The sequence below is a fragment of the Streptomyces sp. RLB3-17 genome, assembly GCF_007113425.2.
Classification (GTDB): Bacteria; Actinomycetota; Actinomycetes; order Streptomycetales; family Streptomycetaceae; genus Streptomyces; species Streptomyces mirabilis_D.
The window spans coordinates 10063899-10087031 of the sequence record NZ_CP041610.2 but is presented as its reverse complement, the minus strand read 5'-3'; the positions used below and the strand labels follow the sequence as shown (position 1 = coordinate 10087031).

16 protein-coding genes are annotated in these 23133 nt (G+C 71.2%); 5 read left to right on the top strand and 11 right to left on the bottom strand.

The features are described from left to right. Positions 1 to 62: 62 nt before the first annotated feature. The 4 genes from FNV62_RS45270 to FNV62_RS45255 form a co-directional block, all read right to left on the bottom strand. Entirely contained in the window at positions 63 to 1922 is a 1860-nt protein-coding gene (locus FNV62_RS45270) for a GMC family oxidoreductase (protein WP_144316187.1), read from the bottom strand. Next, complete coding sequence (locus FNV62_RS45265) at positions 1919 to 3313, bottom strand: hypothetical protein (RefSeq protein WP_225900616.1); 1395 nt, start codon at positions 3311 to 3313, stop codon at positions 1919 to 1921. The genes FNV62_RS45270 and FNV62_RS45265 overlap by 4 nt, the downstream gene beginning before the upstream one ends. After that, the gene (locus FNV62_RS45260) at positions 3310 to 4026 is read right to left on the bottom strand and encodes a FadR/GntR family transcriptional regulator (RefSeq protein ID WP_143604022.1); all 717 of its coding nucleotides are present in this window, start codon (positions 4024 to 4026) and stop codon (positions 3310 to 3312) included. Before FNV62_RS45260 ends, FNV62_RS45265 begins: the two co-directional genes overlap by 4 nt. Before the next feature lie 241 nt (positions 4027 to 4267). Next, entirely contained in the window at positions 4268 to 5284 is a 1017-nt protein-coding gene (locus FNV62_RS45255; RefSeq protein ID WP_144316186.1) for an MDR family NADP-dependent oxidoreductase, read from the bottom strand. 100 nt (positions 5285 to 5384) lie between these two features. Between FNV62_RS45255 and FNV62_RS45250 the strand changes: the two genes are divergently transcribed. Then, the gene (locus tag FNV62_RS45250; RefSeq protein WP_143629432.1) at positions 5385 to 6302 is read left to right on the top strand and encodes a LysR family transcriptional regulator; all 918 of its coding nucleotides are present in this window, start codon (positions 5385 to 5387) and stop codon (positions 6300 to 6302) included. 149 nt (positions 6303 to 6451) lie between these two features. Continuing rightward, on the top strand, positions 6452 to 7840 hold the full coding sequence (locus tag FNV62_RS45245; RefSeq protein WP_144314448.1) for an IS1380 family transposase: 1389 nt from the start codon (positions 6452 to 6454) through the stop codon (positions 7838 to 7840). A gap of 331 nt (positions 7841 to 8171) precedes the next feature. Here the strand turns inward: FNV62_RS45245 and FNV62_RS45240 are convergent, their stop codons facing one another. Then, a complete protein-coding gene (locus FNV62_RS45240) occupies positions 8172 to 8819 on the bottom strand; it encodes a hypothetical protein (protein ID WP_318658487.1) in 648 nt (215 codons plus the stop codon). Positions 8820 to 9492: 673 nt separating this feature from the next. On the opposite strand from FNV62_RS45240, the gene FNV62_RS45235 reads away from it, so the two are divergent. Together FNV62_RS45235 and FNV62_RS45230 are read left to right on the top strand one after the other, a co-directional pair. Beyond that, the gene (locus FNV62_RS45235; RefSeq protein ID WP_054231705.1) at positions 9493 to 9972 is read left to right on the top strand and encodes a general stress protein; all 480 of its coding nucleotides are present in this window, start codon (positions 9493 to 9495) and stop codon (positions 9970 to 9972) included. A gap of 240 nt (positions 9973 to 10212) precedes the next feature. Next, positions 10213 to 13359, top strand: a complete 3147-nt coding sequence (locus tag FNV62_RS45230; RefSeq protein WP_144316185.1) for an ATP-binding protein — start codon at positions 10213 to 10215, stop codon at positions 13357 to 13359. Here FNV62_RS45230 and FNV62_RS45225 read toward each other — a convergent pair. The 6 genes from FNV62_RS45225 to FNV62_RS45200 all read right to left on the bottom strand — a co-directional run bounded on the left by FNV62_RS45225 (position 13340) and on the right by FNV62_RS45200 (position 21596). Then, positions 13340 to 14125, bottom strand: a complete 786-nt coding sequence (locus FNV62_RS45225; RefSeq protein ID WP_144316184.1) for an ABC transporter permease — start codon at positions 14123 to 14125, stop codon at positions 13340 to 13342. The two genes, FNV62_RS45230 and FNV62_RS45225, sit on opposite strands and share 20 nt — an antisense overlap. Next, the gene (locus FNV62_RS45220; protein ID WP_097287633.1) at positions 14122 to 15120 is read right to left on the bottom strand and encodes an ATP-binding cassette domain-containing protein; all 999 of its coding nucleotides are present in this window, start codon (positions 15118 to 15120) and stop codon (positions 14122 to 14124) included. The genes FNV62_RS45225 and FNV62_RS45220 overlap by 4 nt, the downstream gene beginning before the upstream one ends. Before the next feature lie 399 nt (positions 15121 to 15519). After that, positions 15520 to 18273 (bottom strand): bifunctional YncE family protein/alkaline phosphatase family protein, encoded by a 2754-nt coding sequence (locus FNV62_RS45215; protein WP_143656451.1) that lies wholly within the window; start codon positions 18271 to 18273, stop codon positions 15520 to 15522. A 4-nt stretch (positions 18274 to 18277) separates the two neighbouring features. Then, positions 18278 to 19633, bottom strand: a complete 1356-nt coding sequence (locus FNV62_RS45210; protein ID WP_143656450.1) for an ABC transporter permease — start codon at positions 19631 to 19633, stop codon at positions 18278 to 18280. Next, positions 19630 to 20571, bottom strand: coding sequence for an ABC transporter ATP-binding protein (locus FNV62_RS45205; protein WP_144316183.1), 942 nt, complete (start codon positions 20569 to 20571; stop codon positions 19630 to 19632). Before FNV62_RS45205 ends, FNV62_RS45210 begins: the two co-directional genes overlap by 4 nt. Before the next feature lie 443 nt (positions 20572 to 21014). Next, complete coding sequence (locus FNV62_RS45200; protein ID WP_143604014.1) at positions 21015 to 21596, bottom strand: helix-turn-helix domain-containing protein; 582 nt, start codon at positions 21594 to 21596, stop codon at positions 21015 to 21017. Positions 21597 to 21632: 36 nt separating this feature from the next. Here FNV62_RS45200 and FNV62_RS45195 point away from each other — a divergent pair, with 36 nt between their 5' ends. Then, complete coding sequence (locus FNV62_RS45195; RefSeq protein WP_144316182.1) at positions 21633 to 22895, top strand: serine aminopeptidase domain-containing protein; 1263 nt, start codon at positions 21633 to 21635, stop codon at positions 22893 to 22895. Positions 22896 to 23133: the final 238 nt, after the last annotated feature.

Below are 23133 nucleotides of genomic sequence, written 5' to 3'. Positions count from 1 at the left end.
CGCGCGGCGAGGGTTTACGGCAGGCGCGGGCCGGAGCGGCGGCGGAGGGCGGCGGCTGGGCACTACGCCTTCGTCACGAAGCGTTCGGTGACGGCCAGGGCGGCCGCCATGATGCTCAGTTGGGGATTCACCTCCGGACAGCTGGGCAGCACGGAGCCGTCCGAGATCAGCACGCCGTCGACGCCGCGCAGGCGCCCGTCCGGGTCGGCGGGTGACCGCTCGGGGTCGGCACCGGCTGCCGCCGTGCCCGTGGGGTGAAACGCGGACACATGCAGATGGCGTGCGGTCACCGTGTCCAGCAGCGCCTCGAGCTGGGCCGGGGTGCGGGCTCGCGGCACCTGCGGTACACCGGTCAGCACCTCCTCGGCGCCCGCCGCGAACAGCAGGCGGCCCATGGCCCGTTGGGCCCGGAGCAGGCGGCCGGCGTCGCGCGGCGTCAGGTCGTAGCGCAGCAATGTGCGGTCCCTGCCGAGGACACGCCCCGAGGGCCGGTCGGCGATCATGGCACCGAGTGTCGCGAGCTGATCCGTCCCCTCCAGTTCGCGGCGCAGCTCGCGACCGAGGCCGGGCAGCACGAACGAACTCATGCCTGCCGGCGCCGCGGTGGCTTCGATCAGGATGCCGTCGTCGCGCAGGTGCTCCACCCCGACGCTCTGCAGGACGCCCTTCCAGCCGGTGACCGGGCGGCCGAAGCGTCCCGCGACGCTGATCGCCGGGTGCACGCTGAGGTTGCGGCCGAGCCGCGGGTGTCCCCCGAGGCCGGAGCGGCGCAGTAGCGGCGGGGTCTGCAGGGCCCCCGCGGCGACCACGACCAAGGGGCTGAGGATCTCCAGTTCGCTGCCGTCCGGGCGGCGAACCAGCACCCCGGCAGCGCGTGGACCGCCCGGCCGGTCGCGGTCGACGAGGATCCGCCGGACGCGAGCGCCCGTCACGATACGGGCGCCGGACGCGCAGGCCTCGGGAAGCACGGACAGCTGGACGCTCTGTTTGGCACCGGTGGGGCAGCCGACGACACACTGGCAAGAGCCCCTGCAACCCGGGGCGTTGCGACGCAAGGGTGCCGCGGCCCAGCCGAGCGTCTTCGCTCCGGCCAGTGCGAGCAGCCCGTTGTTGCCCAGTACCTGCAACGGCTGGGGTGCTACTTGCAGGGTGCGTTCCACCTCGTCGAGGTGGACGTCGAAGCCTTCGGCCGCCGCGAAGCCGTGATGGTCCAGCCAGCGGGTGAGGACGTGGTCCGGTGTGCGATAGCACGTTCCGGAGTTGACGACGGTGGTGCCGCCGACCGCGCGGCCCACGGGCAGGACCAGCGGGGGGCTGCCGAGGGCGATCGTCGCGCCGCCGTCCCGGTACAGGTCGGTGAAGCGGTCGAGCGGGGCCCGGCGCCCGAACGACGCACTGGTGTGGTGCTCCCCCTCCTCGAGGACGACGACACGCATCCCGACGCGGGCGAGTGTCCGGGCGGCCATGGCTCCGCCGGCGCCCGAGCCGACAACGACGGCGTCGGCGCTTGAACGCGTGGGCCAGTCGCGGGACGGCGTGCAGTCGAGCGGCGGGTCGTCGGGGCCGGACGCCGGGGGCGCAGGGCGGTGCTGATGCAGCGTCCGTTCGGTGCCGGCGGCCAGCAGCAGCGGTACTTTGACCGCGTCCAGGAGCGGCAGCAGGGCCCGGTGGGAACCGAGTGAGCCCATGACCTGCTCCCGTTGCGCCGCGCTCAGCGTGGACAGCCGCCTGCCCGTTCGGGCGACGGTGTAGGCGTCGATCGCCGCGGCCGCGGCGCGCACGGCCGTCCGTACCGGAGCGGGCATGGTGTCGAGCAGCGTCTCGGCCCTGCGGGGCACGGCCCGCGTCCACGCGGTCGTGCCGTCGTCCGCGAGCAGGGCGGCTGCGAGTCCCGCCAAGGCGGTGGGACGTCGGGAGTTCATCGGTCGCCGACCTCCGCGTGCGCGGTGCCCGACAGCCGCCATACGGCCTCCCGCCGCCATGTGCCCCACCAGCGTTCCAGGCTGACCACCGCGTCCGCCCTCTCGCTGTTGCGGCAGACCGCGGTGGAGCCGTCGGGGTCGGTGTAGCCGAGCGTCAGTGTCTGTTGCGGCGGCTGGGTGACCGTCACCTGTATGCGGCTCAGGCCCGCCCTGCCCTCGACCCGCCACTCGGGCAGGCGGATGTCCGCGCGGAACCGGCCGATGCCCGCCCAGCCCACGGCAGAGCGTTCCGCGCGCCGAGGCCAGGTACGGCCGTTTCGGTGCAGGCGCAGGAAGACCAGGGGCGGCAGCCTGTCGAGTCCGCGTCGCATGGATACCGCGGCGATGATTTCCAGGACGTCGCCGCCACCCAGGTCGGCGTGGAGCCAGGCCCAGCGGCGGGCGTTGCCGTGGCCGTAGATGCGGGCGCCGGCTCCCGGAGCGTCGTCGAGCCGCAGCTCACCGGTGCCGTACCGGATGGTTCCGCTGTAGCGGGCGCGGGCGGCGGGGAGCATGTGCGAGGCCGGCAGCCAGGGACGTCGCCAGGACCAGCGGGGGAAGGTGTGAAGCGGCGGACCTTCGGGTCTCTCGGTGAGTGCCCAGGTGAACGTCCCGGCGGAGCCGGTGAGCCGGCCGGGCCGGACGCAGATGCCCTCGGCGGTGAAGCCCTCCGGATGCGCCGTCCACGGTACGGGGCCGAAACGTGTGTGTTCGGCGGGGCCGTCCTTGGGGAAGACGGCGATCCAGCCGTGCGCGTAGGCAGCGGAACCGTCGGAGGGCGCCACCAATTCGTGGTGCAGCCAGATCCCGCTGTCGGTGGCCGGATCGGTCAGGGTCGTGTACCAGACCTCGGTCCGCCCCGGTGTGCCGTCCCAGCGCGACGACAGATGCCCGTCGGCAGGGGACGCGGCCGCACGAGGGAACCGGAAGCTCGCGAGGAAGGGCAGCAGGCCGGTGGCGAGGGGGAAGCGCAGCGTGCCCTCGCCCACCCGGTCACCGTCCTCGTACAGGGTGTACGGCAGTACGGTCAACGAGGCGAGCGGACGCTTGGGCGACACCGACTTCCAGCCGTCCAGAGTGAGGCGCCGGCCTTCCATCACGAAGGTGATCCGGTAGCGGATCCTGCGGCGCGACAGGGGCGCTATCTCCAGCTCGCCCTCGGCTTCGGCGTCGTCGGCCCGTCCCGCTATGCGTACCCGTCCGCTCACGTGCGCCCGCGTCGTACGGTGGGGCAGCAGCACGGCGTCGGCACGGGCCAGCAGGTCCAGCCGCACGGGGCGGTCGCCGTCCTCGTCGGCCAGGCGCACACGGCCCAGCATGGTCTCCTTGAACACCGTCCCGTGTGCGCTCACAGGGCACCTTCCCCGCGTCCGCCGGAGCGTGCCAGCCCCTTGAGCATGATGCGTTCCGTTGCCGACAGATAGTCGCCCGCAGCGGTGCGAGCCGCCTCCTGGTCGCCGGCGGCCACCGCCTCGACGACCGGTGCCAGACGGTCATGAGCGGCCCAGGGATCCTCGAAGGGCCCGACCAGCGCCCCGCGCACCGGCAGGTACGCGTTGAACAGGGTGTTGGTCAGCAGGACGTACACCCGGTTGCCCGTGGCACGGGCCAGCGCTCGGTGCACCTCCACGTCCGCGAGCTGCACGGGCTCGCCCCCCGCCGCATCCCCGACGGCCGCCAGCAGCAGACGCAGTTCGGCGACCTGGGCCGCCGTGGCACGGATCGCAGCGCGTTCCACGATCAACTCACCGATGCCGCGCCGGACTTCGAAGATCTCACCGATCCAGTCGGGGCTGTGGCGCACGAGCACCGGCAGGAGGTCCGCTCCGCCCAGCCGCAGGAAATCCCGTACCCGGGTACCCACTCCGTGGCGCGTCTCCAGCAGCCCGGCGTGCGCCAGTCGACCGAAGGCGTGCTTGAGAGAGGTGCGGGTGACCCCGAATCCGTCGGCGAGTTCACGTTCGGGAGGCAGGTAGCTCCCGGCGGGATGACGCCCGGCGAGGATGTCCTCGCGCAGCCGCTTCTCCAGCACGTCGACGATCGTCTCGCGTGGCAGTGCCTCCACCCCGGCCCCCAATGATTCAGTGGTTCAGTGGCTCAGCCACTGAACCACTGTTGATGACACGGCGTCAATAAGAGCGGACGGCACTGATCGACCCGGAGATCGACGGCGCCACCCTGTCCCTGAGGCCGATCGCGGGGCAGCAGTGCCGAAGTCCTGGAAACGGCGCCGCTCCGCGATACCGAGTTCTCTGGTGAACCGGCAGCACGGATTCCCGTCATGACACCGGAGTTTGGGTGCCGGTTTACGGATGGGCTTGCGTGCGGTCTCGTACGATGATCTTTCCGGTGTTCTCGCCGCGCAGCATGCCCAGGAACGCGTCCACGATGTGTTCGAAGCCGTCAACCACCGTCTCGTCCAGAGCGAGCCTGCCGCTCTGCAGTTGCGGCACCGCGAACTCGTACAACTCCTCCTGCAGGTCGCGGTAGTTGCTGACCAGGAAGCCCTCCATGCGCAGGCTCTTCTCCACGATGTCCGCGTAGTTGAAGCGCGGCGGCGGCGCGTCGGGGGTGTTGTACTGGCTGATCGTGCCGACGCGCACGATGCGCCCGAACTCCCGCAGCGCTCCCACCGCCGCGGCCAGCTGGGCGCCGCCGACGTTGTCGACGAACACGTCGATGCCGCCCGGCGCGGCCTTGCCGAGCAGGTCGGCGGCGGGACCGTCGTGGTAGTCGAAGACGGCGTCATAGCCCACCTCCCGCGTGAGTTGGGCGGCCTTCGCCGCCGAGCCCGCGCTGCCCACGAGCCGTCCGGCGCCCAGCAGTCTGGCGAACCGCCCGGTCGCCGTGCCGACCCCGCCCGCGGCGGCCGACACGAACAGGTCCTCCCCCTCCTGGAGCCGGGCGATCCGGGTCAGGCCCACATAGGCGGTCAGGCCGGTGCCGCCGAGGGCGCTCAAGTACGCGGTCAGGGGCACCTTGTCGAAGCGGGGCAGCTGCCGGATCTCCTCGGGCGTGACCACCGCGTGCGTGCGCCAGCCCTGCCGGTGGAACACGATCTCGCCCTCGGCCAGCCGGGGCGTGCGCGAGGCGATGACCCGCCCGATGGTGCGGCCCTCCAGCGGTGCGCCGAGCACGAAGCCGCCGGGCACGTCGTCCATCATCTCGCGGTGGTAGGGGTCGACGGACCAGTAGAGGTTTTCCACGAGCGCGCTGCTGGCCGCGTGGCCGGGAAGTGCGGACTCGACGAAGGCGAAGTGCCCGGCGGTGGGAAAGCCGTGGGGGCGGGCGGTCTGGTGGACGGTGAGCGCGGTCTCGTTCATGCCCGGACCGTAGGGCGGGAATGCGCCCCCCGGGCAGCCGGTTGGGCTCATGCGACACACCGTTCCATGAGCAGTTCTCATACGTTGAGGTGAGCGCCCCGTGACCCGCACGACCGACTCCGATCTCACCCCGCAGGAACTGCGCGTCCTGGTGGCGGTCGCGGACAGCGGCGGCTTCTCGGCCGCGGCCGGCACACTCGGTCTGACCCAGTCGGCGGTCTCCCACTCGGTGCGCGCCAGCGAGCGCAGGATCGGTGCCGTTCTCTTCGAACGCGGCCGCACCGGCGCCCGCCCCACCCCTGCCGGAGAGCAGGCCGTCGCGTACGCCCGCCGCGTCCTGCGCCTGCTGGACGTCCTGACCGCCGAGGCGCGCGGCGCGGCCCGGCCCGGTGCTGCGCAGGGTCCGCTGCGGATCGCGGCTTTTCGCAGCGCGGCTCTCCACCTGCTGCCGGCCGTCCTGGAGCGGCTGCGCGCCCGGTACCCCGGGATCGAGCCGCAGGTGCGGATCGTGCGCGAGGTGGGGCGCGGCACCGCGGGCGAAGTGGCCGACGGGAAGGCCGACATCGCCATCGCCACGCTGGGCGGCTCGGTGCCGCTTCCGCCTGGTCTGATCGCGAGCGGGCTCCTTGAAGAGCCGTATGCGCTGGTGCACGCGACGGGTCATGCCGCCCCACGCTCGCTGCCGCTGGTCGACTGGGCCGAGAACTGTGGCTCGTACACCCGCGGCTGGTGGGCTGCGCAGGACTGGATCCCGAAGGCAACCGTCGAGGCCGAGGACGACGGAGCGGTGCTCTCCTTGGTGAGCGGAGGCCACGGAATGGCGATCATGCCGGCCCTGTCCCTGGTCGGAGCACCGGACTCGGTCGGGATCACTGATCTCGGCCCGGAGCGCCCGACCCGCCAGGTCGGCTATGTCACCACTTCCGAACTGGCCGGATCCGCTGCCGTGCGCGCCTTGGTGAGGGAACTGCGGGCGTCGGTCCCACGGGGTATGAGCCTTGTCAGCGGCGGGGCTTGATCGGGTCGGGTGTGCGGGCCGCCTGAGCCTGGATCCACCGGCTTGATGTCTGTGGACAGTTTCTCGGGGAACGAAGAAGTGCCTTGTGACCTGCGATGATGGGGTTTCTCTAGGACCACATCAGGCGCGATCAGCAAGGCACTTCCGAGATGCAATCTTCCCATGCCGCAGCGGCGGTCTCATCCGCGTTCGACGACCCGAACCTAATCGCGTACGGCGGCCTGGAGCCGGTGGTGCGGTTGGCCGAGCGGTGCGGTCTGCCCGCACTGGTCGGGGAGTACATCCGTCTGCCGGCCTCGAAGGACGGCACCGGTGCCTTCCCCGCGGCGAAAGTGATGTCGCTGGTGGGCGGCATGGTCGCGGGCGCCGACAGCATCGATGACATGCACCGGCTACGGCACGGCGCGATGGGCCGCCTGTTCTCCGGTGTGCGGGCCCCGTCCACGCTGGGGTCGTTTCTGCGTTCCTTCACGCACGGGCATGTGAAGCAATTGCACGCCGTGGCCCGCCGGTTCCTTCCCGAACTGGCCCGTCACGCCCCGCTGCTGCCCGGCGCGGACCAGGTCGCCTACGTGGACATCGATGACACCATCCGCCGCACCTACGGCTACGCCAAGCAGGGCACCGGTTACGGATACAGCAAGGTCAAGGGCCTGAACGCGCTGCTCGGCATCGTCTCCACACCCCTGGCCGCCCCGGTGATCGCCGCCACGAGGCTGCGCAAGGGACCATCGAACTCCGCGCGCGGGGCGGCAGCGTTCGTCGCCGAGACCATCCGCACCGCCCGCGCCTGCGGCGCGAATGGCCTGCTGGTGATGCGCGCGGACTCGGCGTTCTACGGCGCCGATGTCGTCAACTCCTGCCGGGCGCTGGGCGCGCGGTTCTCCATCACCGTGCGGATGAACGCTTCCGTCAAGGCCGCCATCGCCCGCATCGATGAGGACGCCTGGATGCCGATCAAGTACCCCAAGGCGGTCTGGGACGAGGAGGGCCAGTGCTGGATCTCCGACGCCGAGATAGCCGAGACCGGCTACACCGCCTTCACTTCCAAGCCGAAGAAGCAGCAGGTCACCGCCCGTCTGATCGTGCGCCGCGTCAAACGCCTGAGCACTGGCACCGTCCCCGCCGGACAGGGCACGCTGTTTGACACCTGGCGCTACCACGCCGCGTTCACCGACTCCCCGCTCTCCTTGAACGATGCCGAGCGTGATCACCGACGGCACGCTGTCGTCGAGCAGGTGATCGCGGATGTCAAGAACAGCGCCTTCGCCCACGCACCCTCCGGGCATTTCCAGGCCAATGCCGCGTGGCTCGCCCTGGCCGCCCTGGCGCACAACCTGACCCGCGCCGCTGGCGCACTGGCCGGCACGTTCCATGCCAGAGCGACCACCGCCACCATCCGTGACCACCTGATCAACGTGCCCGCCCGCCTGGCCCGCTCCGCCCGCCGCCTCACCCTGCACCTGCCCGAACGCTGGCCCTGGAGCACGGACTTCACCCAGCTCTTCAGCATCGTGCACGCGCCACCAGCCCCCTGACACTCCCCGACCGACCTGCCCGAAAGGGCCCGAGAACTGCGGAAAAGTGGAAAGGCTGGGCAGACCAGCGGCCGCCCCACGCCCGAATCCGCAACTCAGCCCCGACACGCCCTGCACGACCCCGAACCGATCACACCACAATCAAGCCGGTGGATCCGGGCTGAGGCAGGCGGGAAGAACTCCATGGAATCCGGCAGAGGGTACGGCTCCGCGAGCGCGATGCTGTGTGGACTGCGGGGCGTGAGTCACACGTCCCTGCGACCCCAAAAGGGTGTCTGGATGGAGGAGCCCACCCGGCAGCCAGTTGGGCGCCGCCTCCGAACCCGGGCCTTTAGGGCCGGGTCAGGGACTCCTGCTGCCCCGGCGGCTGTTCAGCAGGTGTCTTGCCGGCGAGCACATCCTTGAGGCGCCGCGTACCGAGAGTGACAGCCTGCTGGGTGGAGTCGGCCTCGGTGCCGCCGAGCCCTCCGTTCGTCACCGCGATCGCGTTGGTGCCGACACGGACGGCGGCAAGATCAAGCGTCAGCGTGGCGGGGTTGCTACCCACCGGGCCCTGAAGCCTCAGGCGCAACCCCTGGCGGGAGTCGCCGGCCTTCGGCAGCGAGGTCTCGATGACCTGAGCGGTGCGGGTACTTCCGTCCTTGCCCGTGACGGTGAACTGGTCACACTTCACCGGCAACGTCTTGAGCCAAGCCAGCGACGAGTCCAGTTGTCCACGGTCATGGCCGGCGACCTGATAGAGCATTCGGGCGCCGTCACCACCACCCGAGAAGCCTGCCACCGCACGTGCCCCGGAGGGCTTGCCCAACAGCGCGTCGCTGTAGAGCACGTCGAGCAGCTTCTGGCAGTCAGCAGCGGTCGTTTTGCTGTCGGTGAAGAACTGCGCAGCATCCACTTTGCCGATGAGCAGCGAATCCCGCCAGGTGGCGGCATCGTTGACCCGCGTCCAATTGCCCTCCAGATCCGTCGTGTTGATCAACGCAGTTTCCGCCTCCGCCTGGGTCAGAGCTCCAGCGGACCTGGATGACGTAGAGGTCGCTGCGCCGCTCCCGTTCGAGCAAGCCTCAGTGGCCAGCATGGCGCCCGCAGCCAGGGCCAGGGCGAGGAACCGGGCAGCACGGGGTGGGTGACGAATCATCGCCGATGCCTCCTGAGGGACTCCCAACAGCACACTCCTGTCCCACTGCATCACCGCCCCTCCCGCCCCACGAGTCCTGCGGCCCGTACGGGTGGCGGCTCACCCCCACTCCGTGCGTTCGCCCGTCCGGAGATGCGACCACCTTCCGCCCGCCCCAGACCTCCTGCTGCCGCAGGCGCGCAGCGGAACCGCGAGGCGACCCAAGGGTTGGTGGCCGCGGATGATTCCCCCCAGCCCCCGCCGGACAGCCGTACGCTCCCGGACTGGCATGCGGACGCCCATGGGGCCATAGGCCCCAGCGCCGAGGGGACGGCCACGGGACACCCTCCCCTCCACTGCCCCACCGGCCCCCCTCCCACTCAGTGGGCACCGACACCCCCGCGCGCACCAAGAGGCCACTGAGACGTCCGGCCGCTCGTGGCAGCACGTGCGCCCGGCCGGCATGCCCCGCCTTGCGAGGGCCACCGTCTCCCAGCAGCCTGGTGGACGGGAACGGCGAGAAAAGGGAGCCCTGATGACCCAGCATCCGCCCACGGCGCCGCTCGACCGGCCGGTGGTCGGCTCGTACCCGACCTACGAGGGCGCCCAGCGCGCGGTCGACTTCCTCTCCGACAGCAAGTTCCCGGTGGAGCGCACCGCGATCATCGGCTCCGACCTGCGGATGGTCGAGACGGTCCTCGGCCGGCTCACCCGCGGCCGGGCCGCCCTGGCCGGCGCGGGCTCGGGAGCCTGGTTCGGCCTGCTCATCGGCCTGCTCCTGTCGCTGTTCGCCGCTGGCAACCACCACGTCCTGGTGCTGATGATCAGCGGCCTGTTCTACGGCGCGATCTTCGGTGCGCTCTTCGGCTTCGCCGGCCACGCGTTCACCGGAGGCCGCCGCGACTTCGCCTCCCGCAGCCAGATCGTCGCCGCCCGCTACGACGTGGTCGCCGAGACGGAGGTCGCGGAAGAGGCGAAGAGTCTGCTCATCAAACTCGGCTGGCGCGAAGGCTGAGCGGGACGGCCGCCACGACCGGGATCAGTCGGCCCGCAGGGGCAGGAGCGGCGGCACACGGGGGCGGGAACGGTTGGCGCGCGAGGACGGGAACGGTCGGGGCGGGGTGCTGGGACGGTCGGTGCGGCCGCGGCAGCAGCCCCGGCGGCGGGCGCACGGGGGGGGCAGTGCCGTACGGGCGGCGGGAGTTCGGCCTGCGGTGGGCGTTCCCGCGGCCGGCGCCTTGGTTAATCTGCACGGGTGACCACCGACCTGACCCTGCTGCCACGTGTCGCCTATCGCGGGCAGGAGGTCACCGCGCCCCGGCTCCGCGGTCTCCTCGCGCTGCTCGCGGGCGACTTGCGCACGGGCTGCAGCACCGAGCGGCTGGTGGCCGGGCTGTGGCCGGAAGAGCTGCCGGAGCGGCCGGGAAAGGCGGTGCAGGTCCTCGTGTCCAGGGCGCGGGCGCAGCTGGGCACCGGCGTCCTCGCGAGCACGCCGGCCGGATACCGGCTCGCCCTCGCCGAGGACCAGGTCGACAGCTCCGCCCTGCTGCTGCACGCCGCCGCCGGCGCGGAGCGGGCCAGGGCCGGGGACCACGCGGGATCGCTGGCCGCGGCCGAGGCCGGGCTCGCGCTGTGGGAGGGCACTCCTGACGGGGCCGGCAGCGCCGACGACCCCGTGGCCGCGTTGCGCGCCGAGCGTGCCCCGGTCCGCGGCGCGCTCGTACGCGCGCGGGCGCTCGCGCTCGCCCGGCTGGGGCGGCACGCGGAGGCCGCCGGGCCGCTGGGCGTGGCCGCCGCGGAGCATCCGCGGGACGAGGAAGTGCTCGCCGAGTTGCTGCGCGGTGAGGCGGCGACGGCGGGGCCGTCCGCCGCCCTGATGCGGTACGAGGCGTACCGGCGTGAGCTGCGCGAGACGCTCGGCACGGATCCGGGCGCCGGGCTCAAGGCCGTACAGCAGGAGCTGCTGCGCGGCGAGTCGCCCGTGGTCCGGCACGGTGTGCCGCACGAGCCGAACCCGCTGCTGGGCCGGGACGAGGACGTCGCGGCGGTGGAGCGGCTGCTGCGGGCCTCCCGCGCCGTCACCGTCGTCGGCCCCGGCGGCCTCGGCAAGACCCGGCTCGCGCACGCCGTCAGCCGCCGGGCCGAGCAGCGCGTGGTGTATTTCGTGCCGCTCGCCGGTGTCACGGCGGACGAGGACGTGGCCGCGGAGGTGGCTTCCGCGCTCGGCGCGGGCGAGGGGCGGCCCGGCGCTGTGCGCGGTCACGACCCGGTGTCCGGCATCCTCGGTGTGCTCGGCTCCGGGTCCGCGCTGCTGGTGCTCGACAACTGCGAGCAGGTCATCGCCGGTGCCGCCGGCCTCGTACAGGCACTGGTCTCGTCCTCGAAGGACCTGCGGGTGCTGGCCACCAGCCGGGCCCCGCTGGGCCTGACGTCGGAGGCGGTGTACGCGCTGCCGGAGCTGGGTCTCGGCATCTCCGTCGAGCTGTTCACGCAGCGGGCCCGGGCGGCGCGGCCCGGCGTGGAGCTGCCGCCGGACGCGGTGGCCGGGCTGTGCCGTCACCTCGACGGGCTGCCGCTCGCCGTGGAGCTGGCCGCGGCTCGGGTACGGGTGCTGTCGGTGCCGGAGATCGCCCGCCGCCTCGGTGACCGGTTCGCGCTGCTGCGCGGCGGGGTGCGGGGTGTGCCGGAGCGTCACCGCACGCTGCACGCGGTCGTGGAGTGGAGCTGGAACCTGCTTGCGCAGGACGCCCGGGCGGCGCTGCGCACGCTGTCCGTGTTCCCCGGCGGTTTCGGCGGTGAAGCGGCGGAGCGGGTCCTCGGCGAGGATGCGCTGTTGCTTCTTGAGCAGTTGGCCGGTCAGTCGCTGCTCACCGTCTCCGAGACCCCGGCCGGGGTGCGGTTCCGGATGCTGGAGACCGTACGGGAGTTCAGCGCGGCCCGGCGGGCGGAGGCGGGCGAGGACGAGGAGGCTGTGGGCCGGTTCCTCGCGTGGGCGCGGGACTTCGGGGTCGCGTACCACGACGCGCTCTTCGGCTCGGATGCGCAGGCCGCCTGGGAGCGGATCAAGGCCGAGCAGGACAACCTCGTGCTGGCGCTGCGGCATGCCCTGGCCCGTACGGACAACCCCGCCATTGCCGCCGTCACCGCCGTCCTCGCCAGTCTGTGGTCCACAGGCACCAGCTTTCCCCGCCTCGCCGCCCTCGCCGCGGACACCGGGCCGCCGCTGTCGCACTACCGTCCCGGGCCCGAGTACGTCGAAGTCGCCCGCACCGCCGCGGTGTTGGGGACGGCGACCGTGTTCATGGGCCCCGGCCCGCGCGCCGTGCGCCAGCTCGTCACCCTGCGGCGGCTGCCTCCGGCCCCGCCGGACACGCTGATGCGTGCCACCGCGATCGTCCTGTGCGCGGTCCCCGAGATACGGCCTCCCGGCTACGACGTGCTGCGGAGGCTCTGCGAGGGCGAGGACGAGGGCGGCAGCGCGCAGCCGTTGCTCTCCGGCATCGCCGAGTGCGTCGCCTGCTACGTCTGGGAGTTCGAGCACGACATCGACCGCGCGCTCGTCTCCGCACGGCGGGCGGTCGCCGGACTGGCGGCGGTCGACAATCCGTCCGTGCAGCTGATGGTGCACTCCCGGCTGAGCGAGCTGTGTCTGCGGACGGCGCGGGGCGAGGAGGCGTACGAGCATCTCCAGGCGGCGCTCAAGGTGCTGCCGCGGCTCGGGGACGGGCAGGACTACATCAGCATCCGCTCGCTCCTGGTTCTCGCCTGTCTGCAGCGCGGCGAGACCGACGAGGCCGAGGACTGGCTGCGGCAGGCGGAGAGCGACAACACCCCGCAGGAGGACGACTTCTACCGGCCCGACCTCGGCGGGCGCGCCGAGATCGCGCTCGCCCGCGGGCTGACGGAGGTCGGGCTCGGCCTGTGGCGCGGTGCTGTGGAGCGGATGCTCGCGGCCGGCTCGCTGCGCGGCGGCGACTCCCGGCTCGACCCGTGGGCGTTCCTGATCCAGTCGGTGGCGGTGACGGCGCACGCGCACGCCGGCCGGCTCGGGCTGGTCGCGCAGGTGGTCGACCGGTTGCGGCAGCGGCTGCGGACGCTGCTGTGCGATCCGGTCGGCTCACCCTCCGAACTCCCCTTGTTCGGAACGGTGTTGCACGCCCTCGGCATGGCTGGGCTCGCGTCCGGCGACACGAGTGCCGTACGGATGATCGCGCTGGCCGAACGGCTGGGGGTGATGCGCGAGTTCCAGCCGACGATGTCGGCGGACCGCGCCCGGAAGGCGGCGGAAGACGCCGACAGGGCGGCGTACACCGACGCGGTGTCGGAGTACGCCGCCCTGGAGCGGGACGAGTTGCGGGAGGCGGCCCGCGCTGTCATGGCGGCTACTTCGGGTCGCGGTTGAAGGACGCCGTCGACCAGCGGTAGCCGAGCACGGTCAGGCCGACGCACCAGGCGATCGCGATCCACCCGTTGTTGCCGATCCCGGTGCCGAGCAGCAGACCGCGCAGGGTCTCGATGGCCGGGGTGAACGGCTGGTACTCGGCGATCGGCTGGAACCAGCCCGGCATCGTGTCGGCCGGGATGAAGGCGCTGGAGATGAGCGGCAGGAGGATCAGCGGCTGTGCGCTGTTGCTGGCCGCCTCGGCGTTCGGGCTGGCCATGCCCATCCCGACGGCGATCCAGGTGAGTGCCAGGGCGAACAGCGCGAGCAGGCCGAACGCCGCCAGCCATTCCAGGGCGGTTGCGCCCGTGGACCGGAAGCCGATGGCGACGGCGAGGGCGCCGACGAGGACCACGCTGGCGATGCACTGCAGCACGCTGCCGACGACGTGCCCGACGAGCACGGACCCGCGGTGGATGGCCATCGTGCGGAAGCGGGCGATGATGCCCTCGTTCATGTCGGTGGCGACGGACACCGCGGTCCCGATGACGGTGCCGCCGATGGTCATCATCAGGATGCCCGGGACGATATAGGCGATGTAGTCGGAGCGGTCGGCGCCGCCGATGCCCGTGCTCATCACGTCGCCGAAGATGTAGACGAAGAGCAGCAGCAGCATGATCGGGGTGAGCAGCAGGTTCAGGGTGAGGGACGGGTAGCGGCGCGCGTGCAGGAGGTTGCGGCGCAGCATGGTGTTCGAGTCGCGGACGGCGAGGGAGAGGGCGCTCATCGGACGTTCTCCTTGGACTGGTTCGGCTGGGTGGGCTGGTTCGGCTGGGTGGGGATGGTGGTGGGGCCGGTCAGGGCGAAGAACACGTCGTCGAGGTCGGGGGTGTGCACGGTCAGCTCGTCCGCCTCGATGCCGGTGGAGTCGAGCCAGTCGAGGATGGCGCGCAGTTCGCGCTGGCTGCCGTCGCTGGGGATCTGCAGCGCCAGTGCCTCGTCGTCACGGGTGACCTCGCGCAGGGCGACGGCGGCGGACTGGTAGGCGGCGGGGTCGGTGAAGCGGAGCCGGACGTGGCCGCCGGGGATGAGCCGCTTCAGCTCGTCGGCGCTGCCTTCGGCGGCGATCTTGCCGTCGTTCAACACCGCGATGCGGTCGGCGAGTTCGTCGGCCTCGTCCAGGTACTGGGTGGTGAGGAAGACGGTGACACCGTCGGAGACCAGCTCGCGGATGATCTGCCACATGTTGTGGCGGCTGCGCGGGTCGAGACCGGTGGTCGGCTCGTCGAGGAAGATGATCCGCGGGTCGCCGACCAGCGTCATGGCGAGGTCGAGGCGGCGCTTCATGCCGCCGGAGTAGGTGGAGGCGGGCTTCTTCGCGGCCTCGGTGAGGTCGAAGCGCTCAAGAAGTTCGGCGGCGGTGCGGCGGCCCTCGCTGCGGGAGAGGTGGTGCAGGTCCGCCATGAGGAGCATGTTCTCCTCGCCGGTGATCAGACCGTCGACGGCGGAGAACTGTCCGGTGACGCCGATCGCGGCCCGTACGGCCTGGGGGTCGGCGGCGAGGTCGTGGCCGCCGACCCGCAGCTCGCCGGCGTCGGCGGTGATGAGGGTGGAGAGGATCTTCACGGCGGTGGTCTTGCCGGCGCCGTTCGGGCCGAGCAGGGAGAAGACCGTGCCGGCCGGCACCGCCAGGTCGATGCCGTCGAGGACCGTCTTGTCGCCGTAGGCCTTGCGCAGCCCCTTGGCCGCGATGGCGAGTGAGTGCGAGGTCGTTGTCGTCATGCCGAGGAGGTTGCGGCAAGGCGCATTCAGCGCGGTTTCACGATGGTTTCAGCGCCCTGGAACCGGGCGGCGGAGGGCAATGTTTTGTTGCCTCGCTGCTGTTGCGGGCCTCGGCACGGCAGGCCCCGCGCCCTGGTGGGCGGGGCCTGTGCCCGGGCCGCCGGGTGGGGGCGGGAGGTGTGCACGGCTCGTACCGACGCGGCCTGGACGAGGGGCCGTTGGGGTTGCCGACGGGTCGTCGTCCGGAATCCGGCATCCGCCACGGCGCTCTCCTGGCCGCGGCAGGAGAGGCGGCTCGCGTTCCGAGGCAGGGCTCCTGTATGTGCCGTACAGGGGACGGAAGGGGCCCTTGGCCGGCGGTGACGCCGTACAAGGGCCCCTTCACGCGATGAGTCTGCGTCAGCCGTCGGACTCCGAGGAGGGGATGTAGGCGCCCGGGACGTCCTTGGGCGCGAAGATCTTGCTCTCGCCGGGGTAGGGCTTGGTCCATCCGTGGGTCTGGTACCAGGTGAAGTGGTTCATCTGTGCGGGGTTCGCGAAGTCGGGAATGGCGCCCGGCCCGGTCAGCCGCTGGTGCGTCTTCCACTCCTCCCACGTCGCCGCGAGTGCCCGCTTGGCCGCCGGCACCTTGGCCGAGGGCACGGGCGCCGCGCTGGGGTCCTGCGGTGCCGGGGTGTCCACGCCGCAGGAGGGCGGGGTCTTCAGGCCGTCGGTCAGCGAGGTCCGGTTGGGCAGCGCCTTGAACGGCGTGAAGTCGGGGTGCCGGGTGAACGCCCCGCGCATCGGGCTGGCCGCGCTGTCCTTCTGGTTCATCGGGTGGATCCCGAGGATCTGCTCGATGGTCCGGATCATCGTGATCTGCGAGTAGTAGTGGCTGTCGACGGCGGCGTGCTGGGCCCAGGGGCTGATGATCTGGATGGGGGCACGGTGGCCGTCGACGTGGTCCAGGCCGGCCTGGGAGTCGTCCTCGACGACGAAGATCGCCGAGTCCTTCCAGTACTTGCTGTGCGAGATCTCATCGACCATCCGGCCGACCGCGAGGTCGTTGTCCGCGACCTGGGCGGCCGCGTTCGCCGGGCCACCGGTGTGGTCGTTGGAGAGCCAGAACATGTTCAGGTTCGCCGGACCGTTCTTCTCGAAGTCCTGCTTCCAGATCTGCTCCTTGTAGACGTCCGGGACGCTGGTGTCGAACAGCGGGAAGCCGGGCACCGACACCTTGTTGAGCGACGGGATCGCCGAGCCCGTTTGGATGGGGTAGGCGGTGTTCTGCCCGGTCGCCTCCATGTTCTTGGTGTCGCAGTACAGGTTCTGCCAGGACGCGCCGGCCGGCTTGCTCTCGAACGACTGGAACTCGCCGAAGTCCCTGACGGACTTCCCGGCCGCCTGCGCACCGGTCCAGATGAAGCCGGACTTCTGGTGGCCCAGAGCGTCGTCCTCGGTGTCGTAGCTGCGCGTGTACTCACCGGCCGAGGACTCGGTGTACTCCGGGTCGTCGGCCTGCATCAGCCAGTTGTGACCCTCGGCGGAGTTCGTGCCGATGTCGTAGGTGTTGTCGTACAGCCCGAACTGCGAGGCCAGCGCGTGCTGGTTCGGCGTCACGTTCTCGCCGAACTGCGTCACCGACGGGTCGCCGTTGCCCTGCGGCATGTCACCGAAGACCTGGTCGTAGGTCCGGTTCTCCTTGACGATCATGAAGACGTGCTTGATCGTCGAGGGGGCGCCGAGCCGCGCCGGGACCGGCACCTGCTTCTGGTCGCCCTTGCCATGGGCCAGCGAGACCGAGCCGCGCGTCCAGCCGTTCTGTTGGAAGACCTTGCCCGTCTGGGACCTGATGACGCTGTCGTCCGGCAGCGTGAACTGCGTCAGGCTCGACGTGGTGTCGTGGGTGCCGTGCCCGGCCTTGTTGGTGGGGCGGCGGGCGTCAATGCCGCGGGTGTTGGAGACGATCACCTTCTTGCCCACGGTGGTGATCTCCGCGGGGAAGTAGTCCGTCGGGAGCAGGCCGACGTAACTGGCGGGCTCCTGAGGGGACTTGTAGCGGTAGACGGCGACGGCGTTGGCGCGGCCGAGCGTCACCAGCAGACGGCCGTCGTCGGTGAGCGTCACCGCGTTGGGCTCGTAGCCCACCGACGCCTCCGGCCACGGCTGGGTGGCGATGGTCTGCACGACCTTGTTCTTGCGGGTGTCGATGACCGACACGTTGTTGTCGGCGGTGTTGGTGACGAACACCGCCCCGTTCTTGGCGTACACGGCCGTCGGGTGCAGACCGACGTCGATGCTCCCGACGGCTGCGGTCGGGTCCGTCAGGTCGATGACGCTGACCGTGCCGGTGGTGGTGGCACCGGTCTGCGGGTTGGCCGGAACCTGGGTGCCGTAGGAGTTGATCGTGGTGTCGCCGGCCTTGGCCGGGCGCCCGCCCTCGTTGCTGACGTAGAGCTTGTTGCCGACCATGGCGATGCCACGGGGTGCGTTGCCAACGGCCCAGCTCTGCTTGATGGTCCCGGTCGCCGCGTCGATGGCGGCCACCCGGTTCTGGCCGTTGACCGCGCCGTACACGGTGGAACCGTCGGCCGAGAACACCGCGGCACCCACGAGTGCGTGCTTGGAGCCGTCGGCCGGGATCGAGATGGTGGTCGGGCTGGAGAGGGTGCCGTCCGGGTTCACGGTGAACTTGGTGTAGCCGTCGCTCTGGCCCAGCCACAGCTGCGAACCGTCGGGCGAGTACGTCGGCCCCTCCTGGCCGACGGCGCCGCTCGTGATGCGCAGGTCGTCCGTCGCGGCGGTGCCGACGCGCTGCTGCACCTGCCCGGTCTTGAGGTCCATGACGACCAGCGACGCATCGCCGTCGGTGACCGAGGCCGCGAGATGGCTCCCGTCCGGGCTGACCGCGGACGACATGATCTTGCCGTTGTTGATGACGGTGCGGCTGCCGTACGGGGCGATGTACTGGTCGCTCGAGATGACCTGGCCGTTGGCGGTGACCTGACCGACCTGCTGGGTGGCGAACTGGCTCGTCGAGGCAACAGCGGTGCCCGTGACAGCGAGGGCCACAGCGATGCCCGCCGCTACCAGAGTGCTACGGCGGCCGACGCGTCTGCCAAAGAGGTTGATCTGTTCCTTCTCGTTGCTCCGACGCTGCCGTGCTACCTGCATGGAGTTATCCCTTCGGGGTGGCGAGCAGGTCGACGTTGCCGTCGAACTGCCACAGCGGGTTGGGTGCGTCCCCGGTCGGGGTGCGGACCAGGAAGTAGCCGTTGACTTCCTTCGGTCCGTCGCCGTCGGCCATGAAACGACCGTCAGGTGTGAGGTCGAGCTGGTAGATCGCCGTCCCCACGACGTCGATGCCGGGCAGATGCCAGGACACGACGCAGCGCCAGTCATTGCCCGGCCCCTCGGCGGCGACCTTGACGCTGCCCTTGTCGCACGTCGCCGTGGCCTTCAACTGCGCTTCTGTGACGGCGGGGCGGTTGAGCTGCTCGGTCTGCAGGCGATAGAGGTGGGCGAACGCCGTGGCAACCGAGCGCTGCACTTTGTCCTGCTCAATCCCGGAGCCCGAGGCCCCGCTCGCCGAGGCGAGCACCGCGACCGTGACGGCGACCAGAGCGGCGAGCGGCAGGCCTGCGGCGGTGACCGCGCGGCGCCCCGAGCCGTCGTAGGTCGGGTTGGTGAAGTCGCGCCGCAGGAAGAGCACGTAGGCCAGCGCGGTCGCGGTCACGGCCCACAGCAGGCTGACCCCGATGCCGATCAGGAGCGGGCCGAGTTGCATGGGGCTGGTGAACAGGCCGTTCCAGGCGATGAAGGCGTAGCTGGGCAGGGCGAGGCGTACGGCGACGGGCAGCGGCATCATCTGGGCGAGCTGCATCGCGAGCGCGACGAGCGCGGGCAGCAGCAGTCCCATCGGGGAGCGCCCCAGCGTGACGGACCCGAGCAGTCCGATCGCGGCGAGGGCCAGGGTCGGGGCAAGGACGCAGATCCAGGCGAGCAGGACCTTGCCGGCGGCGTCCGCCGGGCTCAGCAGGTGGCCGTCGAGGCCAGCGAGCGGCTGGTTGCCGACCGCCACGATCCCGCCGGCCGTGCTGGATGTGGCCAGTCCGGCCACGAGCAGCAGGATGACGGTGAGGCTGGCCAGTGCCTTCGCCGCGAAGATCCGCCTGGGTGAGCGGACCGCCACGAGCAGGTGGCGCCAGGTGCCGAGCCTGTCCTCGGAGGCGAACACGTCGCCGGCGACCACCGAGGTCAGCAGTGGGAGCGCCCAGGTGCCCGCGAAGCCGAGCATCACCAGCGTTCCGGCCCATCCGGTGGCGTGCATCCAGCGGCCGAAGAGGGTGTCGGAGGGGAGTGTGCTCTGCTGGCTCACCGCGGCGACGAAGAGCGCCGGCGCGATCCAGCAGGCGAGGACCAGCAGCCGGATCCGCCATTGCGAGACGAGTTTGACCAGCTCGAAGCGGTAGGCGCGGGGAACGGAGACACGGCGGGCCGCGGCAACGTTGTCGTGGGTGAGGGTCGCGGTCACCGGCCGGTCTCCTTCTGCTCGGTGAGGGCGAGGAACGCCGCTTCGAGCGGCGACACCTGGGGGGCGAGCTCGCGCAGCGCGATGCCCGCCTGTACGAGCCGCACCACCAGTTCGTCGAGGGCGGGCACCGGCGCGCGCACGACGAGCGCCTCGGCGTCGTGGCGTGTCCCGGTGTCGTCGACGACGCGGATCGCGGCCGCATCGAGGGCCAGCCGGCGGGCGGCCTGCGGGTCGGAGGTGAGCAGCCGGTAGTCGAGTTCGCGGCTCTCGGCGGCCAGCTTGCTCAGCGGGCCGGAGAAGACGACCCGTCCGGTGGCGAGGATGGTGGCCTCGGAGCACAGTGCCTGGAGGTCGTCCATGCGGTGGCTGGAGAGCACGACGCTGGTTCCGTCCGCGGCGAGCCGGGTGAGGACACCGTGTACGTGTCTTTTGCCGGCCGGGTCGAGGCCGTTGGAGGGTTCGTCGAGCACGAGCAGCCGGGGCTTGGTGAGCAGGGCGGCCGCGAGTCCGAGCCGCTGGCGCATGCCGAGGGAGAAGCCGCGGGCCTGGTCGTCGGCGACATCGGTGAGCCCGACCTGGTCGAGCACGTCGTCGACTCCCGCTGTCCGCGCGTCGCGGCCTCGCAGAGCGGCCAGCGCGGCGAGGTTCTGCCGGGCGGTGAGCGAGGGGTAGAGGCCGGGTCCGTCCACGAAGCCGGCGACGCCGTCGGGAGCGGCGAGCGCGCGCCTGAGCGGTGTGCCCAGGATCTCGAGGTGGCCGCTGTCGGCGACGGCCAGGCCCAGCAGGAGACCGAGCAGCGTCGTCTTGCCGGCGCCGTTCGGTCCGACCAGGCCGTGGATCTGGCCCTGTGCCACGTCCAGATCGACGCCGTCGAGTGCCACGACGTCACCGAAACACTTGGTGATCCCGCGAGCCTGAACTGCGAGAGGTGTGTCCATGAGCCCCTTCTTCCGAAACACTCAGGGACCTTAGGGACGGCACACAACGCAGACACAGGCGGCTGGCTGAACGTGCAGGAAACGGATCGTCAAGGCGTCGGCAAGTCCGGGTGCACAAAATGGCCAGCATCGAGCCAGAGTTGGGCAACCGGTCCTGAGGACTGAACGGGAGTGAGTCCTGATGTCATTCCGGGCGGGTACGGGCAGGACGCGGCCGAACGGATCCGGCAAGCGGGCTTCCGGGGGGAAACTTCGACGCGTTCATCGACACGTTCGGCGACGGCTACGTGGAGCCGGCAGTGGAGTTGGGCGTGCGGCCGGAGGGGATCGACACGATCGGCGGCCGGCGGGCCACGGCCAGGTGGGGGCGCGAGCCTACGGATAAGGTACGGCGGTACACCCACAGCGAGATCATGCTCCGGCCCCAGGAGCCGTCCCGCCGGTCATGTGTCCGTTTCGTGATCCGTTGCAGCCGCCGGCTGCCCAGTTTCCCGCTGCGGGTTTTCCACCGGGAAGTGGATCGGGCTGAGCAGGTACTGTGCCCGCTCAGGGCTCGGCCGGTTGGCCAGTCTCGGTGCGATGGCCGCGCGGAGTTCACCGGTCAGTTCTTCCAGTTCTGCTGGGCTGAGCCAGAGTGCGTGTTGCCGGTAGCCCACTTGGTCGGCCACCGGGTCGGCCCCTTCGCGGGCGAGATAGGCGTTGAACTCGGCCAGCAGGGCGGTCATCGCGGTGGCGAATGTCTGGCGATGGTCCGTCGGCGTGAGCGTGCGGACCGTCTCGGAGCCGATCACGGCACGGTCCTGCCGCAGCCGGTAGTGCCGTTGTACTGCGCCGCGCACCCTGTGTTCCTCGGCGACCTCCAGAATCCCGCCGTCCACCAGCAGATCGATGTGGCGGTAGACGGTGGCCTTGGAGGCTTCGGGGATACGTGCGCAGAGCTGAGTGGTGGTCAGCAGCCTTCCGCCGCCCATCGCATGGACGATCCGCAGTCGGATGGGGTGGGCGAGCAGGTCCAGGGAGTCCATGCCCAGACTTTCTCACAACTGCTACCTTTCTCAATCATGAGAATTGACAAGGGTGGGGCCATGGAGGTGGCGCGAGGCTTCGCCGCGCTGCTGCAGGCGGAGCGTTTTGACGAGATCGTGGAGCTGTTCGCGCCACCCCTGCGCGCCGCGGTCTCTGCCGAGGCGCTGAGGCTCGCATGGGCTGCCCAGGCAGCCGGACATGGCGGGGTCAGGGCGGTCGAAGAGCCGGCGAGCCAGGCCGACGAGGCCGACCCCGTGCGCGTGCACATCGCAGTGACCTGCGCGAACGGCGGCTTCACCGTGGTCACTTCGGTCGGAGGCGACGGCCTGCTGCACGGACTGCGCCTCGACCCGCACGGCGGCTCCGAGTGGCATCCACCGCACTATGCGGATACGGCCCGGTTCACCGAGCGGGACATCATGCTCGGGACCGGTCCGCTCGCCGTGCCCGGCACGCTCAGCCTGCCTGTCGGCCCCGGACCGTGGCCCGCCGTAGTGCTGCTCAGCGGTGGCGGTGCGTTCGACCGAGACGAGAGCAGCGGCCCGAACAAGCCGCTCAAGGACCTCGCCTGGGGGCTCGCCACCCGGCAGGTGGCCGTGCTGCGCTTCGACAAGGCGACCTTCGCGCACCCGGATCGCCTGCCGCAGGACTTCACCATGGCCGACGAGTACCTGCCGCCCGCGCTCGCCGCCGTCCGTCTGCTCCGGCAGCAGCCCGAAGTGGCCCCGGACCGGATCCACCTGCTCGGCCACAGCATGGGTGGCAAGGCGGCACCCCGGATCGCCGCCGCCGACCCGTCGATCGCGGGCCTGGTGCTGCTCGCGGCAGACGCACAACCGATGCACGAGGCGGCCGTCCGGGTGGCCCGCCGTCTCGCGGCACTCACCCCCGGGCCCGGCGCGGAGGATATGGTTGCCGCACTCGTCCGGCAGGCCGCGCTGGTGGCATCCCCCGGCCTTACCCCTGACACACCGTCAAAGCTGCTGCCGCTGGGATTCTCCGCCTCCTACTGGCTCGACCTGCGCGCCTACGACCCAGTGGCCACGGCAGCAGGGCTGACCTGCCCGATGCTGATCCTGCAGGGCGGCCGGGACTACCAAGTGACCGTCACCGACGACCTGGTCCGCTGGCAGAACGCCCTAGCGCACCGGCCCGAGGTGACCATCCGGATCCACCAGGACGCCAACCACCTTTTCTTCTCCGGCAGCGGCCACCCCACCCCGGCCGAGTATGCGCGGTCAGGACACGTCGAGCCGACGGTGGTGGACGAGATCACGGCCTGGCTGACGCGACGGTAGGCGACAGGCCCTCTGGCACAGAAGGAACTCCCGGGCTGTCGCCACCCGTCACGGCAAGCGCGGCTCCGTCTCCCAGGCACCGTCACCGCAGCAGCACTCGTCATCCGGCTCCGCATGACCGGCCGGACAGTTCCTGGCACTGGACGCCCGACGAACGGGCCCGGTCCAAGGGCGCGACGGACAGCGGGCCGGACGGAGCCGATCAGAGCCTGCCCAGAGCCGGCAGAGCCCAAAGGCG